Source organism: Janthinobacterium sp. 61, assembly GCF_002846335.1.
In the GTDB taxonomy this organism is placed as follows: Bacteria; Pseudomonadota; Gammaproteobacteria; order Burkholderiales; family Burkholderiaceae_D; genus Janthinobacterium.
This window is the reverse complement of sequence record NZ_PJMQ01000001.1, coordinates 4,931,274-4,947,472: the sequence shown is the minus strand read 5'-3', so window position 1 is coordinate 4,947,472 and position 16,199 is coordinate 4,931,274. Positions and strand designations below refer to the sequence as shown.

The window sequence follows — 16,199 nt, the reverse complement described above, 5'->3', positions numbered from 1 at the left end:
TGGACGGGCACGCATCGGCATCCACTGCGCCATGCATTGCATGGTCAGTAGGTGCCGGGCGGCGTAAAAATAGGTAGAAAGACTAAAGCGCAACATAAAAGACACCGGTAAGCGGGGAAAGACCACTATATCCCGCTGTATTTATGGCGTGAACGAATTAAAAATTGATTGTATATATGATTTGAATCTAAGGACTTGGCGTTTGGCAACATCAGGCGTCGGCGATCGCCGTGGAAGGCGCTGCGGGCGCCAGCGCCGCGCGGCGTGCCTGCACGCCCCACCAGTACCAGGAAATCAGGGCATTGACCCAGTAGGCCGCATATAGCACGGCCGTCAGGTGCAGGCCGCGGCTGTAGTAGAGCGGCACGGCCACGGTGTTGACCAACAGCCAGAAGGCCCAGGTTTCGATGCGTCGGCTCATCAGCAAAAATTGCGCGATGATGCTAAATACCAACACTGCCGAATCGATGAAGGGCGCGTAGGCATTCGTAAACCGGTGCAGCAGCATGCCGTAGATGACCACGGAGGCGATGCCTGCCGGCACCACCCAGGCCAGGCTGCGCCAGCCCGTGCGCGTGATCGGCAACGGCTTGCCGCTGGCACCGCGCCGCCATTGCAGCCAGCCGATGACGCAGGTGACGATGAAAAACAGCTGCAGCATCACGTCAGCATACAGATTAACCTGGAAAAACAGCACGGCAAACAGCACGCAGCCGACGATGCCTATCCACCAGGAATGAATATTATTGCGTCCGGCCAGGATGATGGAAACAGTCATCAAGACATTGGCGGCGATCTCGAGCGGGGGAGTCAAGCGGATTCCTTTGAATGAAGGCACGCCGCCACTATAGCCCATTTGATATCCGAAACCAGCCACGCACTGCTTGACTTCCCTGGCCATTCTGGCAAATTGGGTAACAGTACCCAAGAACCACTGCGGAGATGTTCCATGCGCTTGCGCCACGTACTGCTTGCGGCAACGCTGCTCGGCAGCGTCCTGCCCGCCCAGGCCTGCCGCATGACGATGGCGCTCGAGCAATGGCCGCCCTACCTGTATCGCGATGCACAAGGCAACTACACGGGGCTGGACCTGGAGCTGCTGCGCGCCATTTTCAAGGAAGCGCGCTGTACCTTGCTGAGCGTGCCGGAGCTGCCCACGGCGCGGCGCCAGTTGCTGTTCCAGAAAGGCGAACTGGACTTGCTGCCCGCCGCCTCCGACACGTCCGAACGCCATGCGTATGCGCGTTTCAGCGTGAGCTACCGCGACGAAACCGTGGGCATCTTCGGCAAGGCCGGCACGCCCGCCGCGCAGCGCCATGTCGGCAGCTTTGGCCAGCTGGCCCGCGGCAAGTCAAGCTTGCTGGCGCCCAAGCTGGGCTGGTATGGCGCGCAGTATGCGGCGGCCCGGCCGGCGCTGGAGAAGGCCGGCCGCCTGAATACCTTCGGCAACTTCCGGCAGGGCATCCTCATGCTCGACGCGGGCCGCGCCGACCTGCTGCTGGGCGACGTGCTGGCCGTACGCCACGAAGCGCACCTGCAGGGCGTCGCCTTGAGCAGCCTGCCCTTCCTGGTCCTGCGCGCACCCGTGCACCTGATGCTCAATGCGCGCACGACCAGCGCCGACGACCTGGCGCGCCTGAACGCCGCCATCACGCACCTGGAACAGCGCGGCGTGCTAGCGGCGATACGCGCCCGCTATGAAGCACCGTAGAACATCCATCCAACCTGCTGCGCGCCGCAAAATGCGGCTTGCAATGCTCACTGTGCATGCGCACTGCCCCACTTCCCGGCCACAACTCACTGCCACTCGCTACAGTTTTGTCAGATGCTGGAACGCTGAAGCGGCATCTTGCCAGCCGTCTCCAGTATTACCAGCCTGGTTTCACGGCCATGCTCGATACCCTTGAGCATGGCCGGCATTACGTCGCGATGCGGGCAAAGCGGCCGCTGTTGAAATCCTCGAACGCCTGCGCGATTTCCGCTTCGGTATTCATGACGAAGGGGCCATGGCCGACGATGGGCTCATCGATCGGCTCGCCGCTCAGCAGCAGCACCACGGCGTCATTGTTCGCCTCGATGGTGATGCTGTCGCCATCGCGTTCGAACAGCGCCATCTGCGCTTCGCGCGCCACGCTCTCGCCATTGAGCAGCACCGTGCCATGCAGGACGATCAGCGCCGTGCTCCAGCCGGCGTGTACGGGCAGTTCCGTCAGCTTGCCCTGGGCCAGGCGCAGGTCCCACACCTGCATAGTCGAGAACGTGCGGGCCGGGCCATGCTGGCCATCGAAGGTGCCGGCGATCACGCGTACCGAACCGGCGGCATCGGGCAGCGCCACGGTGGGAATGGTGTCGCTGGTGATGGCCTGGTAGCCCGGTGCCGTCATCTTGTTCTTGGCCGGCAGGTTCACCCACAGCTGCACCATTTCCAGGGTGCCGCCGGACTGCGTGAAGGCAGGCGAGTGAAACTCTTCATGCAGGATGCCGGCACCGGCCGTCATCCACTGCACGTCGCCGGGGCCGATCACGCCGCCCTGGCCCGTCGAATCGCGGTGCGCCACTTCGCCCTTGTAGACGATGGTTACCGTTTCAAAGCCGCGGTGCGGGTGCGAACCGACGCCGGGCGGACGCGTGCCGGGCGCGAATTCGGCCGGGCCGGCGTAATCGAGCAGCAGGAAGGGGCTCAGCTGCTTGCCATGGCCGTTGTACGAAAACATCGAGCGCACGGGAAAACCGTCGCCGACCCAGTGCTGGCGCGGTGCGCTGTAGATACCTGTGACTGTGTTCATCTCGATCTCCTGTAGGGTGTGCATGACGATGGAGACAGAATACGCTTGCAACGATGAAGCGGGTAGACGGTAAAATATGCCATCAGCGTTCTAAAAATAGAACGATCAAGGAGGTGGCATGCAGGACTTGAATGACTTGTATTACTTTGTGCAAGTGGTCGACCATGGCGGCTTCGCGCCGGCCGGGCGCGCGCTGGGCATGCCGAAATCAAAACTGAGCCGGCGCATCGCGCTGCTGGAAGAGCGCCTCGGCGCGCGCCTGCTGCAGCGCACGACGCGGCATTTTTCCGTCACCGACGTGGGCCAGACGTTTTACGAGCATTGCAAGGCGATGCTGGTGGAAGCGGAGGCGGCGCAGGAAGCGATCGAACTGACGCGGGCCGCGCCGCGCGGCACGGTGCGCCTGTCCTGCCCCATCGCCCTGCTGCACTCCCTGGTCGCGCCCATGCTGGCCGGCTTCATGCGCGCGCATCCGCAAGTGACCCTGCTGCTCGAAGCAAGCAACCGCCGTGTCGACCTGGTGGCCGAAGGCATCGACGTGGCCATCCGCGTGCGTCCGCCGCCGCTGCCCGACAGCGATCTGGTGCTGCGCGTGCTGGCCGAACGCAGCCAGTGCATGGTGGGCAGCCCGCTGCTGTTCGCCGGCGCGCCCGTGCCGAAGGCGCCGGCCGACCTGGCCGACTGGCCCAGCCTGGCCCTGGGCATGCCGCAACAACACTACCAGTGGGATTTGTACGGCCCCGATGGCGCGCGCGCCCAGTTGCGCCACACGCCGCGCTTCGTCACGGGCGACATACTGACCCTGCGCGACGCGGCCGTGGCCGGCGTGGGCGTGGTCCAGTTGCCGACCATGATGATCACCGAGCAGGTGGCCAATGGCAGCCTGCTGCCGCTGATGGAACAATGGCGGCCGCAGCGCGAAATCATCCACGCCGTGTTTCCTTCACGGCGCGGCCTGCTACCGGCCGTGCGCGCGCTGATCGACTACCTGGCGCACAGCTTCGCCGCGCTGGACGAAGAGTGAGGGTTTTCAGGTACGATGGCGTACTCTCCAATCGCCTGGATACCGCATGCGTTTACTGATTTTGTCGGACCTGCACCATGAGTTATGGCGCGACGATGCGCCGCAAGGCGACCTAGCGCTCAGCTGCCCCGACGCCGTCATCCTGGCCGGCGACATCGACACGGGCGCCCGCGCCGTCGCCTGGGCCGCCAGCGCATTCGCGGGACTGCCGGTGCTGTACGTGCATGGCAACCATGAAGGCTATGGCCACCATCTGGACAAGGTGCGCCAGGAGCTGCGCAGCGCCTGCGCCGCCACGGACAACGTGCATTTTCTCGACGCCGATAGCCACGTCATCGCCGACCAAGCTGGCAACGCCGTGCGCTTCCTGGGCGCCACTCTATGGACGGATTTCCGCCTGCTGGGCGACGATACGCGCCAGTCGGCCATGCGCGACGCGGAAGCCGCCATGAATGACTACAAGCGCATCCGCCTGGCCAACATGGGCTTTCGCAAGCTGCGCGCGGCCGACACGGCCATGTTCCACGCGCAGCAAAAAGCCTGGCTGTCGCGCGAACTGGCGCAACCCTTCGATGGCGCGACCGTCGTCATCAGCCACATGGCGCCGTCGCTGCAATCCATCGACGGCGCGTATGGCAGCGAGGCGTGTTCGCCCGCTTACGCTTCGCGCCTGGACGACCTGGCCGCGCAGGCGGACCTGTGGGTGCATGGGCACATCCATGCTTCACGCGACTACCGGATCGGTCCGTGCCGCGTGGTGAGCAACCCCTGCGGCTACAAGACACGCAGCGGCACGCCGCAAAATCCCGATTTTGATCCGAACTTCATCGTCGAGCTGCCGGCCCGCTAATCGTCAGGTTTGAGCCGGCCCGCCAGCCATTGCTGCAGGCGGTGCTTGCCGGCCCGGCGCGCCGCGCGCGGCGAGGACTCCGACTGGTGCGCACCGGCGCCGCCTCGCAACCTGGCGGCCGCCACCAGCGGATTGCGCGGCTTGGGCGTGGCTTTCACTTTGATTTTCATGGTGTCTCCTTTCAACCCTTGATGCATCGGCATCACGGTATTTCCTGTCCTTATGCCGGGGTCGCCCAAAACAAAAAACCCCGGCGAGTTTCCTCACCGGGGTTTGAAGGACACCGGCTCGAGATCGGCAATGCTGCCGATGGCCCCGAGCGTCATGCGCGGGGCTAGTGCTAAGTCAACTTGCTGCCAGCCTGCTCGAACATGGGTTTCCTTTCTATAGTTTGTTTAATCTGCACTACGGACGCTGATTCTGCACCGTATGCTGCAGTGCGTCAACCACCTTTCATGGCGCATGCTCCAAGCTTGCTATTTTGTCGCATCTGCTTTTTCTTTCGCAATGCGGGCATCGAGCTTGGCTTCATTTTTGGCAGCGTAGTTACTGCACGCTTGCGTATCGATGAAGGGATTCGGTGTGACGCCTTCCAGCAACTGCGTCAGCTTGCTGTCGCCGCCGGAGTGGTCAGGATGGGCCGAGATCAGGATGTCGCACGGCAGCCTGGCAAAGTCCTGCATGACGCGGCGGAAGGCCGGCGTCAGGTCCGCATGGCGCTCATCGGCCAGGTAGTGAAAATCGTCGGCTGCCACCGGCGTGAGGCTGGCGCCGAACACCACGTTCAGGCATTCCTGACGCTCTGCATCCTCGCATGAAACCCAGGTCCAGCTGGTGCTGCCCGGCGTATGGCCAGGCGTGTAGCGCGCCGTGATGGTCACGTCGCCCAGTTGCAGGGTTTCGCCATCGGCGATCTCGCGCACGTTTTCCACGGCCGGCATGGGATCGATTTCGCCCGCTTGCGGATCTGCGGCGAGCACCGCTCCCGCGCGCAGCGCCTCCGCTCCCAGCGGGCTGGCGACCACTTGCGCGCCGCTGTCGCGGGCCAGGGCGGCGATGCCGCCCGAATGGTCGAAATGCGCTTCCGTATTCAGGATGAACTTGATGTCTTCCAGGCGAAAGCCCAATTCGAGGATATGCTCCTTGATGGCGGCCACCGATTGCGGCAACGCGCCGTCGATCAGGATCAAGCCTGCACGCGTGTCTATCAGCACCACGCTCAAGCCGCCCACGCCCACGTAATAGGTGTCGCCATGGATGCGCGCCGGTTGCTGCGGGCGGTTCCACTGCGCCGCATAGGGTGAGGCAATCGGCTGCGTCAGAGGATCGATGGCGGGCGTGGCGGCATGCGCCGTCAATGGTAGCGCCATGGCGGCCAGCGCGATGTTCAGCAAGGTCTTGGGAATGAAGAAAGGCGGCATGCGGCTCCAGGAATGAGTGTGTGGTAATCGATGCCATAGGGTAACGTCGCCAGCCTGGCGCGGTCAAGCAGACGGGCGCTGCGACTTGCGCTACGATAGAGGCCCATAGACCTGCCGTGCGCCTTGCCGCGCCCACTGCCATGCGTTTGCTGATCCTGTCCGACCTGCACCTGGAAGTCTGGGGTGAAGACACACCCGCCATCGACCTTGCCGCCAGCCGCCCCGACGTGGTGATCCTGGCCGGCGACATCGCTACAGGCAACCATGCCATCGCCTGGGCCGCGCGCACCTTCGGCGCCCTGCCCGTGCTGTACGTGCACGGCAACCACGAAGGCTATGGCCACCAGCTCGAACACATGCAGGACGCCGTGCGCGATGCCTGCGCCAGCGCGAATGCGCACGGCGCCAACATCCGCCTGCTCGACGGCGACGCCGTGACAATCGGTGGAGTACGCTTCCTCGGCATCACGCTGTGGACGGATTTTCTGCTGTTCGGTGCCGAGCGCCAGGCAGAAGCGCTTAACGCGGCACAAGCCTACATGCCCGACTACAAGCACATCAGTACGGGTGGCGAGACGCCGCGCCTCTTGTGCGCCAGCGACACGGCGCAGCTGCACGCCCAGCACCGCTGCTGGCTGGAACAGCAGCTGACGCAGCCGTTCACCGGGAAAACCGTAGTCATCACGCACATGGCGCCATCGATGCTGTCGGTGGAAGAGCAATACGCGACGAACCTGGGCTCGCCCGCGTTCGCCTCGCAGCTGGACGCGCTGGTGACGCAAGCTGACCTGTGGGTGCATGGCCACATGCACGCATCGCTCGACTACCAGATAGGCGAGTGCCGCGTCGTGTGCAACCCCTGCGGCTACAAGAAGCCGGACGGCACGCCCGAAAACGAACGCTTTGACACCGGCTTCATCGTCGATATCGCCAGCACGGTTTAATTTTTTCGATAGCGCAGCTGCATCACGCCGCTCGGTAGCGGGCGCGTATCTTCCAGGCGCCAGTCGCTGCGCGGCAGCGCGTCATCGAACAGGCGCACGCCCTTGCCCAGCACCACGGGCAGCACGGACAAGGTCAGGCTGTCGATGACGCCCTCGCGCAAGCCGGCGCGGATGACGGCGCCGCCATCGAGATACACGTGGCGGCAACCCTCCTCTGCCAGCCCCTCCAGCACTTCCCGCACGCTGCCTTCGCGGCGCTGTTCGCCATGCCGTGGCGCGAAGTCGCGGTGACTCAATACCACCACGCGCTTGCCCGCATACGGCCACGGCTCGAACCCCAGCACGGCCTCATAGGTGGTACGGCCGATCAGCAGGGTATCGACTTGATCCATCAAGGCCGTGTAGCCGGTGGCGTCGGGCGAGTCGGGGGCCAGTTCGGCCAGCCAGGACAGGTCGCCGTTTTCTCCGGCGATGCAGCCATCGATGCTGATGCCGAGAAAAACGCTGACAGAAGTTTTTTGCATGGTGCTCCCTCAATTAATTCTACAGTGTAGAATTATGCCCATGAAAACTCCAAAACTTCAAGCCATAGAATCTCCCGTGCGCCGCGCGGGGCGTCCGCGCCGCGCCGCGCCCGCACTGGACAGCGCCAGCATCCTGCACGCTGCCCTGGCCCTGCTGGAAGAGCAAGGCGAGGCGTTTTCCATGCGCGCGCTGGCGCAAGGCCTGGGCGTCGATGCCATGGCCCTGTATCACTACTACGCAGGAAAAGAGGAGTTATTGCTGGCATTGATGGTGCAGCGTTTTGCCGCGCTCGATCCGCGCCAGCCGCCGTTTACGCGGCGCCAGACGCCCCTGCGGCGCCTGCTCGCGCTGTGCGCGCTGTACCTGGAACTGATCAGCGCCACGCCCTACTTCGTGCGCCTGATGGCGCGCGGGCTGGTGACGCAAGACGACGTGGCCGAGCGGTTTACGGCGCTGTTCGAGCTGGCCGTCGACGGTCTCTCGCTGGAGAAAAAAATCCGGCTGCGCGGGCGCGATGCGCTTGTCGATTTCCTGCACGGCTATGCGCTGGCGGGCAGGCCGACCAGCGAGACGCAATGGCACGCCTCGGTCGGCCTGATCCTTGCTGGCATGGCCGCCGGGGCATGAAGCATTCAAGCCCGGCTTCCTCGACGAATGCCCAGCCGGACATCGGCCATCAGGCCAGCAGCTTGAGCAGCGCCTGGGCGGCCGCTTCCGACGATGCCGGGTTCTGGCCCGTGACCAGCAAGCCATCGGTGACGGCGTACGGCTGCCAGTCGCCCAGCTTGGAGTAGACGCCGCCGTTTTGCTTGAGCATATCCTCGACCAGGAAAGGCACGATGGCCGTCAAGCCGACGGCGTCTTCCTCGGTATTCGTAAAGCCCGTCACCTGCTTGCCGCGCACCAGCGGCGTGCCGTCGGCTGCCTTCACGTGGCGCAGCACGCCGGGCGCGTGGCAGACGGCGGCGACCGGCTTACCGGCGGCAATCATCTGCTCGATCAGGGCGATCGAGTGCGGGTCTTCGGCCAGGTCCCACAGCGGGCCATGGCCGCCCGGGTAAAACACGGCGTCGAAGTCGGCCGCCTTCACCTCGGACAGCTTGCCCGTGTTGGCCAGCACGGCTTGTGCATCGGCGTCCAGCTTGAAACGGCGCGTGGCATCCGTTTGCGAATCGGGCTCGTCGCTTTTCGGGTCCAGCGGCGGCTGGCCGCCGTTGGGCGAAACGACCGTCAGCTTGGCGCCCGCTTCCTGCAAGACATAGTAAGGCGCGGTGAATTCTTCCAGCCAGAAACCGGTTTTCTTGCCAGTGTCGCCGAGTTGATCGTGCGAGGTCAGTACCATCAGGATGTTCATATTGTTTCCTTTTATGTCAGGGTTACAGTGCTGCTTCGAGGATACGGCGGCTACGCGCGAGGTCAATATCGCGGTGTTCGCCGAGGGAGGTCATGCCATGTGCTTCCAGTTGCGTCAAGACCGCTTCCACCGCTTCCTGGCCCAGCTGGTAAGCGGACAAACGGGTCGGAATGCCCAGGCCTTCAAAGAAGGCGCGGGTGCTGGCGATGGCGGCGCTGATGCGCTCGTCTTCACTGCCAACGGTGATGTTCCAGACACGCTCGCCATACTGTAGCAATTTGCCGCGCTTCTGCTCGCGCTGTACGTCCAGCAGTGCCGGCAGCACCAGGGCCAGGGTGCGTGCGTGATCGATGTCGTACAGGGCTGTCAGTTCATGGCCGATCATGTGGGTGGCCCAGTCCTGCGGCACGCCCGCGCCGATCAGGCCATTCAGCGCCAGCGTGGCCGTCCACATCAGGTTGGCGCGGGTGGCATAATCGTCAGGCGCGGCCACCGCTTGCGGAGCGATCTCGACCAGGGTCTGCAGCAAGCCTTCGGCAAAGCGGTCCTGCACCTTCGCCTGCACCGGATAGGTCAAATACTGTTCCGTGGTGTGGACAAAGGCGTCGACCAGGCCATTGGCCACCTGTCTGGCCGGCAACGTGAAAGTCTTGCTCGGATCGAGCACGGAAAATTGCGGGTACAGCAAGGGACTGCGAAAACTCAGCTTGTCATGCGTGGCTTTTTTCGTCACCACGCCGCCGCTGTTCATTTCAGAACCCGTGGCCGGCAAGGTCAGCACCGTGCCAAAAGGCAGGGCTTGACGTACGTTGGCGCCGCCGCGTTCGGCGATTTCCCATGGCTCGCCGTCGTACAGGGCGGCAGCGGCGACGAACTTGGTGCCGTCGATGACAGAGCCGCCACCGACGGCCAGCAGGAAGTCCAGCTTGGCGCCACGCACCTGCGCCACGGCGCGCATCAGGGTTTCATAGCTGGGATTGGGTTCGATGCCGCCAAACTCCTGCACGCTGCGCTGGCCCAGCGCAAGAGCAGTTCGCACTTCGGCCAGGGTGCCCGTCTTTTCCGCGCTGGCGCCGCCGTACAAAATCAGCACGCGCGCATCGTGCGGCACCAGGGTAGACAATGTGGTGACAGTGTCGGCACCGAACACGATGCGGGTCGGGTTATGGAATTCAAAATTTTTCATGCTGTCGCCCCTTATTATTAGACTGGTCGTCTACTATTCACTCAAAAAAAACGCGGACGTGGCGCGTCCGCTTGCTTGCTGGCTATCGGTAGCTGTCCGGCGACAGCTGCAACATGTCCAGGGTCGCCTGCCAGGCCGTTTGCAAGGCGCTGGCGTCGCGCCGCAGCTTGGTCAGCAGGGCCGCGCCCAGCCACAGCTGGTACAAAGTGGCGGCCATCTGCGCGGGATCGGCCACCGATGGCAGCGAATCGTCCGCCCTGCCCCGTGCGATGGCCTGGGCCAGCCTGGCGATGATGCGGTGGGTGCCGTCCAGCAGCGCCACGCGCATCGGTTCGGACATGTCCGCCACTTCGCTGCTGAGCTTGACCACCAGGCAGCGGCAGTCGCAACCGCTGCCATCGAGGCTCTCGCTGGTCCAGCTGGCCCAATACGCCATCAGCGACTGCGCCGCGCTCTGGCCCGGCTGGCCCAGCACGTCTTCCATCCCGGCCAGGTAGCCGGTGACGTAATCTTCCAGCATCGCTTCACCAAACAATTCCTTGGACTTGAAGTAATGGTAGAACGAACCCTTGGGCACGTCGGCGGCCGACAAAATCTCGTTCAGCCCCACGCCGGCAAAGCCCTTGCGCGTGATGATGGCCTTGCCCTGGTCGATAATGTGCTGGCGCACATCGGTGTATTCAGCTTTCATGCGCTGCATGATAGCACAATTAGACCAGTCGTCTACACTTGCCACTGTCCAACCATCCGAAAATCAGGCGCCTCCCCGATACCCTCATTGCCTATCCCTGTGATCGCACGCCCCTTCGTCTATGGGCTGACCTTCTTGCCATGAATGAACGGGCATTGGCGCGGCTGGTAGAAAACACGTTAACAGTATCGCATTCATCAGGCACCGCTTACGCATGCTGGATCGGTGCGAACGATACCCCAAACAGATCGGGCTGGTAACCGGCGGCATTGAACAGATGGGCACAGGACTCGTCGATGGCGGCGCGCAGCTTTGCCTGATCCACGCCCAGCACGACGCCACCGCGTTTGCGCACGCGCCCCTTGATGATGACGGTATCGATATTGCTGCGCTCCGCCGCGTGCACTACGGTACCGATGGCGTTGTTGACCGGGTACAGGTTGAGGTCGCTGGTGCGTATCAGTACCAGGTCGGCCTGCTTGCCTGGGCTCAAGCTGCCGATGCGTTGTTCCAGCCCCGCACAAGCGGCGCCGTCAATCGTGGCAGCCTCCAGCAAGCGAAACGCATCGGTGGGCGCCGCCACATGGTGATGACCATGGAGGCGCTGGCTATGTCCCATGACCCTTTGCAGGTAGAACGCCACGCGCATTTCCATGAACATGTCGCCACTATATGAAGTCTCGTTGTCGACACTCAGACCGGGGCGTATGCCGTGCTGGAACGCGGCCTGCCAGGCGTTCATGCCATCCTCGATACCGTAGTGGGCATCCGAACGCGGGCATACATTGACGCGCACACCTGCCTCGCGCAAGATTTTCCAGCCCGATTCCGGCAGGCAGGTGCAGTGGTTGAAGATGTTGTCGCTGCCAAGCAGCCCCTGCTGGTGCAAGCCTTCGAGCTCGGCTGCCATGCCACCGCCAAAAAACTCGGTCACGATGGGAATACCCAGTGCTCGCGCGACGGCCCACTGCTCAGGTTCCAGCTGCGCCATCATGGCCAGTGTCACCAGGCTGTCAGGATTGCTGAAATACTTGGCCTGCAGGCGCGCGAGGTTGCCAGGCCAGTGCGCCTCATCCCAGACACCCGATACGGGTGCTCCGGAGGCGTGCACCGCGCGGATGCCCGTATCGAGCAGTGCTTCGACTGCCGCGTCGGAGTGCGCCCCTGTGCGGCTGTTGTGGGAGTTGTCGATCACGGTCGTGATGCCGGCATCGATGCAGCCCAAGGCCGTGAGCAGGTTGCCCACGTAGATGTCGCGCGGCCGGTAGTACTTGGCAAACGAGAAATGCGTGGCGTTGCAATAGTCCTCGAGCGTTGCCGCATTCGGGTTGATGCGGCGCAACTGGCCTTCCCAGGAATGGCGATGCGTATCGACCATGCCCGGAATGGCAATCATCTCCGCGGCATCGATCACTTCGGCACCATCAGCCTCCAGGTGCAAGCCGATGGCGGCAATGGCGCCATCGGCAATCAGGATATCGCCCTTGGGCAAATTGCCAACATTGCCATCCATGCTGATGATCGTTGCGCCTCGAATCAGCATCTTGTGTGGGACTGCGGCCAGCGGCGCAAGCAGAGCCTGCAATTGAGGGGCTTGTTCAAGCATGATTGATTCCTGCCATAGGTAATGAGTTGCACCCAGTCTAGTGCAGGCAAGCATGCAGAAAAAGTAGGCATGGAGGTTTTCACCATGCAGAAAATCCGAACAATGTTGGGTTATAGTGCCGTTTCCTTTACCGCCATACGGACAAGCCATGGATCGCGTACAAGCAATGCAGGTATTCCTTCGCGTGGTCGAGAGCAGGAGTTTTGTGCGCGCAGCAGAGACCCTGGGCTTGCCGGCATCGTCGGTCACCGGCGTCATCAAGCGGCTGGAAAAACATTTGCAGACGCGCTTGCTGAATCGTTCCACCAGAAACCTCAGCCTGACACCGGAAGGTGAGCGCTACTTCCACCGCTGCCGCGAAATACTCGACCTGATCGCCGACACCGAAGCCAGCCTGCAAGGCTCAAACGAGCGCCCGCAAGGACGATTGCGCGTCGATATGCCTGGCGGCATTGCCCATGCCCTAATCCTGCCGCAGTTACGGCAATTCCAGCAGCGCTACCCGGATATCTACCTGATGATCGGCGTCAATGATCGCCAGGTGGACTTGATACAGGAGGGAGTCGATTGCGTCATCCGCACCGGTAGCCTCGATGACTCGACGCTGGTCGCGCGCCGCCTGGGCGAACTGCGCTGGATCACCTGCGCAGCCCCTTCCTACCTGGCCGAGCTGGGTGTTCCCGAGGTCCTGGAGGATGTGCAACGACACCGGGCGGTCCATTATTTTTCCAGCACCGCGCGGCGGGGGAGCGATCTGCATTTCGTCGACGAGGGCATCAGCATTGCCATCCCGGTGCCGGGCTCGGTAGCGGTCAACGAGACCGGGCTGTACATCAAGCTGAGCCTCGACGGCCACGGCTTGATGCAGCTGGCCGAGATCCTGGTGACCGACCATTTGCAAGCCGGGGATTTGGTCGAGGTGCTGGCCGACAGGCGGCCAGCGCCGGTGCCGGTATCACTACTCTACCCCCATCACCGCTTTCTGTCCCCGGCGATGCGAGCGTTCACCGACTGGACTATTGAGCTGTTCAGCAACGCCACATTAGAGCAATCGCCTCGTCACACTACACTAAAAATCTGACTGCGCATCCATCGGCACTTTGCGAATGCGGCAGTACCGATACGGTTCCTGACTGGACGCTTGCCGAATTGCCTTCGACGTTATCACCAGCATCTTGGAGCAGCTGGGATGCTATCCCAGTCTGCGTCCAGGTGCAGCAGATGGTCGGCATCCAGCCTAGGCAAACTTCTTGAAGTCCGGCTTGCGCTTTTCAAAGAAGGCCGTAAACGCTTCCTTCGCTTCGGCGCCGCCCAGCATGGCGCTGAACAGTTTGTTTTCTTCCGCGATGGCCGCCTTCACCGGTTCCATGCGGCTTTGTTTCATCAGGCGCTTGGTGGCGCGGATGGATGCGGCTGGCAGGGCCACCAGCTTGGCGGCCTGGCCTTGCGCGTACGTCATCAATTCGTACAGGGGCACGACTTTCGAGACCAAGCCCATCTCCAGCGCTTCCTGTGCCGGGAACGACTCGCCCAGCATCAGTTTTTCCGCCGCGCGCGGGTAACCGGCCAGTTGCGTAAGCAACAGGCTGGAGCCGAATTCCGGGCACAGGCCCAGCTGCGTGAACGGCATCGAGAAGCTGGCATTGTCGGCCGCGTAGACCAGGTCGCAATGCATCAACAGCGTCGTGCCGATGCCGATGGCGGGGCCAGAGACCGCTGCCACCACGGGCTTGCTGCTGCCGTACAGGGCGCGCATGAACTGGAACACGGGACGGTCATGGTCGAGCGAGCCATCCTTCGGCCGCGCCGTCTTCATGAAGTCATCGAGGTCGTTGCCAGCCGTGAAAATCTCGCGCTTGCCGCAGATCAGGATGGCGCGCACGTCGTTGTCCGTCTCGGCAGCCACCAGCGCATCGGCCAGGGTCTGGTACATGGCGCCCGTGATCGCATTCTTGCGTTCCAGGCGGTTGAATTCCAGGGTGAGGATGCCCTCGCTCTTGCTGCACAAAATATCCATGTCGTCTCCAAAAATATAAAGGGCGCCGGGATAATCCCGCAGCGCCCTGTTTTATTGCTTCAGCCCGTCAAGCTTATACGCGCTCAAAGATTCCGGCGGCGCCCATGCCGGCACCGACGCACATCGTGACCATGCCGTACTTCTGCTTGGTGCGCTGCAGTGCGTGGATCACGGTGGCCGCGCGGATGGCGCCTGTGGCGCCCAGCGGGTGACCCAGGGCGATAGCGCCGCCCATCGGGTTGACCTTCGATGGGTCCAGGCCCAGGTCGCCGATGACTGCCAGCGCCTGTGCGGCAAATGCTTCGTTCAGTTCGATCCAGTCCAGCTGGTCTTGTGTGATGCCGGCGGCGGCGCACGCTGCAGGAATCGCGAATTTCGGACCGATGCCCATGATTTCCGGCGGCACGCCGCGCACGGCGAACGAAGAGAATTTCGCCAGCGGGGTCAGGTTATGCTCGCGCAAAATCTTTTCGCTGACGATCAACAGCGCGCCAGCGCCATCGGACATCTGCGAGCTGTTTGCGGCCGTGACGGTACCCTTGGCGGCAAACACAGGTTTGAGTTTGCCCAGCGACTCCATCGTCGAATCGGCGCGCGCGCCTTCGTCGGTGTCGACCGTGCGGCGCGTCACATCGACCTGGCCGGTAGCCAGGTTCGGCGTGCGCGTGATGATCTCCACGGGCGTCGTTTCGGCCTTGAAGAAGCCGGCTTGCTGCGCGGCGATGGCGCGGCGGTGCGACTCGACCGAGAACGCGTCCTGCTGTTCGCGCGACACTTTCCATTGTTGCGCCACTTTTTCGGCCGTCAGACCCATGCCGTAGGCCATGCCGATGTTTTCATCGCTGAACATGTCCAGGTTCATCGATGGGTGGTGGCCCATCATCGGCACCATCGACATCGATTCGATGCCGCCGGCAATCATGACGTCGGCCTCGCCCACGCGGATGCGGTCGGCCGCCATGGCAATGGCCGTGATGCCCGAAGCGCAGTAACGGTTGACGGTCACGCCGCCCACGGTTTTCGGCAAGCCGGCCAGCAGCACCGAGTTACGGGCGATATTGAAGCCCTGCTCCGCTTCCGGGAACGAGCAGCCGATGATGGCGTCGGTGATCAGCGCCGGGTCGAGGCCAGGTGCTTGCGCCAGGGCCGATTGCAGCACGCGCACCAGCAGGTCGTCCGGGCGGGTGTTTCTGAACATGCCGCGCGGCGCCTTGCCGATCGGGGTGCGGGTTGCAGAGACGATGTAAGCGTCTTGAAGTTGTTTGCTCATTTTATTCTTTCAAAGATGTTGAACGAGGTTCGTGTTCTGTCGAATTTCCGGGATGCTGGTCTATCGCTTCTGCGACAAATACCAGTCCACCGTCACCTGTGCCGCCAGCGTGCCTTCAGAGTCGAAGATATCGACTTCCACGGGAAACGCCACCTTGCCGTCCTGTGCCAGCTGCGCCTTCAAGGCAGCCAGGTCGCCCGGTACCCGGCCTTCGGCGCGCGTCGCGCCCCGGGCCAGCTTCTGGTAAGCGATACGCGACTCCTTGGCCACCGGGCGCAAGCCCAGTATCAGCTCGGCGAAGCCGCCAGCCATGGCCGCGCCGGAAGCCGTTTCGGCCAGGGTAAACAAGGCGCCCGCATGCTGCGTGCCCAGGTGATTATTCAGTTTTGGATCTTCCGGCATCGACACCCTGGAGGTGCCGGCGCCGATGTCGTCGATGCTGATCCCCAGCAGCCGCACGAAGGGCAAGGTGTCCATCATCTGTTGTTTGATACGGTCATACACCATGCTTGGCCTCACGCGCAG

Annotated in this window: 18 protein-coding genes; 6 read left to right on the top strand and 12 right to left on the bottom strand. The window is 62.9% G+C overall.

Annotated elements, in window-relative coordinates:
* Nucleotides 1-211 precede the first annotated feature (211 nt).
* Nucleotides 212-814: a nicotinamide riboside transporter PnuC gene (pnuC, locus tag CLU92_RS22450; RefSeq protein WP_101484834.1), complete on the bottom strand. Its 603-nt coding sequence runs from the start codon at nt 812-814 to the stop codon at nt 212-214.
* Nucleotides 815-949: 135 nt separating this feature from the next.
* Here pnuC and CLU92_RS22445 point away from each other — a divergent pair, with 135 nt between their 5' ends.
* On the top strand, nt 950-1,711 hold the full coding sequence (locus CLU92_RS22445; protein WP_101483660.1) for an ABC transporter substrate-binding protein: 762 nt from the start codon (nt 950-952) through the stop codon (nt 1,709-1,711).
* A gap of 208 nt (nt 1,712-1,919) precedes the next feature.
* Here the strand turns inward: CLU92_RS22445 and CLU92_RS22440 are convergent, their stop codons facing one another.
* Nucleotides 1,920-2,786 (bottom strand): pirin family protein, encoded by an 867-nt coding sequence (locus CLU92_RS22440; protein WP_101483659.1) that lies wholly within the window; start codon nt 2,784-2,786, stop codon nt 1,920-1,922.
* 118 nt (nt 2,787-2,904) lie between these two features.
* Between CLU92_RS22440 and CLU92_RS22435 the strand changes: the two genes are divergently transcribed.
* Both CLU92_RS22435 and CLU92_RS22430 read left to right on the top strand, forming a co-directional pair.
* Nucleotides 2,905-3,810 (top strand): LysR family transcriptional regulator, encoded by a 906-nt coding sequence (locus CLU92_RS22435; RefSeq protein ID WP_101483658.1) that lies wholly within the window; start codon nt 2,905-2,907, stop codon nt 3,808-3,810.
* 46 nt (nt 3,811-3,856) lie between these two features.
* Nucleotides 3,857-4,660, top strand: coding sequence for a metallophosphoesterase family protein (locus CLU92_RS22430; protein ID WP_101483657.1), 804 nt, complete (start codon nt 3,857-3,859; stop codon nt 4,658-4,660).
* On the opposite strand, the gene CLU92_RS27880 is transcribed toward CLU92_RS22430, so the two are convergent.
* Nucleotides 4,657-4,830: a hypothetical protein gene (locus CLU92_RS27880; protein WP_166674652.1), complete on the bottom strand. Its 174-nt coding sequence runs from the start codon at nt 4,828-4,830 to the stop codon at nt 4,657-4,659. The genes CLU92_RS22430 and CLU92_RS27880 overlap by 4 nt on opposite strands.
* Nucleotides 4,831-5,136: 306 nt before the next feature.
* On the bottom strand, nt 5,137-6,081 hold the full coding sequence (gene bla / locus CLU92_RS22425; RefSeq protein ID WP_101483656.1) for a subclass B3 metallo-beta-lactamase: 945 nt from the start codon (nt 6,079-6,081) through the stop codon (nt 5,137-5,139).
* A gap of 140 nt (nt 6,082-6,221) precedes the next feature.
* Between bla and CLU92_RS22420 the strand changes: the two genes are divergently transcribed.
* Nucleotides 6,222-7,025, top strand: a complete 804-nt coding sequence (locus tag CLU92_RS22420) for a metallophosphoesterase family protein (RefSeq protein WP_101484833.1) — start codon at nt 6,222-6,224, stop codon at nt 7,023-7,025.
* Here the strand turns inward: CLU92_RS22420 and CLU92_RS22415 are convergent.
* Nucleotides 7,022-7,549, bottom strand: coding sequence for a dihydrofolate reductase family protein (locus CLU92_RS22415; RefSeq protein WP_101483655.1), 528 nt, complete (start codon nt 7,547-7,549; stop codon nt 7,022-7,024). The genes CLU92_RS22420 and CLU92_RS22415 overlap by 4 nt on opposite strands.
* A 40-nt stretch (nt 7,550-7,589) precedes the next feature.
* Here CLU92_RS22415 and CLU92_RS27555 point away from each other — a divergent pair, with 40 nt between their 5' ends.
* On the top strand, nt 7,590-8,177 hold the full coding sequence (locus CLU92_RS27555) for a TetR/AcrR family transcriptional regulator (protein WP_180338568.1): 588 nt from the start codon (nt 7,590-7,592) through the stop codon (nt 8,175-8,177).
* A 49-nt stretch (nt 8,178-8,226) separates the two neighbouring features.
* Here CLU92_RS27555 and CLU92_RS22400 read toward each other — a convergent pair whose 3' ends face one another.
* The 4 genes from CLU92_RS22400 to CLU92_RS22385 all read right to left on the bottom strand — a co-directional run bounded on the left by CLU92_RS22400 (nt 8,227) and on the right by CLU92_RS22385 (nt 12,387).
* Nucleotides 8,227-8,904 carry a type 1 glutamine amidotransferase domain-containing protein gene (locus tag CLU92_RS22400; RefSeq protein WP_101483654.1) on the bottom strand — a complete coding sequence of 226 codons (678 nt, stop codon included), beginning with the start codon at nt 8,902-8,904 and terminating at the stop codon, nt 8,227-8,229.
* A gap of 22 nt (nt 8,905-8,926) precedes the next feature.
* Nucleotides 8,927-10,090 (bottom strand): iron-containing alcohol dehydrogenase, encoded by a 1,164-nt coding sequence (locus CLU92_RS22395; protein WP_101483653.1) that lies wholly within the window; start codon nt 10,088-10,090, stop codon nt 8,927-8,929.
* Nucleotides 10,091-10,172: 82 nt separating this feature from the next.
* Nucleotides 10,173-10,781 carry a TetR/AcrR family transcriptional regulator gene (locus CLU92_RS22390; protein WP_101484832.1) on the bottom strand — a complete coding sequence of 203 codons (609 nt, stop codon included), beginning with the start codon at nt 10,779-10,781 and terminating at the stop codon, nt 10,173-10,175.
* 208 nt (nt 10,782-10,989) lie between these two features.
* Complete coding sequence (locus tag CLU92_RS22385) at nt 10,990-12,387, bottom strand: amidohydrolase family protein (RefSeq protein WP_101483652.1); 1,398 nt, start codon at nt 12,385-12,387, stop codon at nt 10,990-10,992.
* Between the two features lie 148 nt (nt 12,388-12,535).
* Here CLU92_RS22385 and CLU92_RS22380 point away from each other — a divergent pair, with 148 nt between their 5' ends.
* On the top strand, nt 12,536-13,468 hold the full coding sequence (locus CLU92_RS22380) for a LysR family transcriptional regulator (RefSeq protein ID WP_101483651.1): 933 nt from the start codon (nt 12,536-12,538) through the stop codon (nt 13,466-13,468).
* 156 nt (nt 13,469-13,624) lie between these two features.
* Here CLU92_RS22380 and CLU92_RS22375 read toward each other — a convergent pair whose 3' ends face one another.
* The 3 genes from CLU92_RS22375 to CLU92_RS22365 all read right to left on the bottom strand — a co-directional run bounded on the left by CLU92_RS22375 (nt 13,625) and on the right by CLU92_RS22365 (nt 16,181).
* Entirely contained in the window at nt 13,625-14,404 is a 780-nt protein-coding gene (locus CLU92_RS22375; RefSeq protein ID WP_101483650.1) for an enoyl-CoA hydratase, read from the bottom strand.
* A 73-nt stretch (nt 14,405-14,477) separates the two neighbouring features.
* Nucleotides 14,478-15,674: an acetyl-CoA C-acyltransferase gene (locus tag CLU92_RS22370; protein ID WP_101483649.1), complete on the bottom strand. Its 1,197-nt coding sequence runs from the start codon at nt 15,672-15,674 to the stop codon at nt 14,478-14,480.
* 60 nt (nt 15,675-15,734) lie between these two features.
* Nucleotides 15,735-16,181: a PaaI family thioesterase gene (locus CLU92_RS22365; RefSeq protein ID WP_101484831.1), complete on the bottom strand. Its 447-nt coding sequence runs from the start codon at nt 16,179-16,181 to the stop codon at nt 15,735-15,737.
* Between the last annotated feature and the right edge of the window lie 18 nt (nt 16,182-16,199).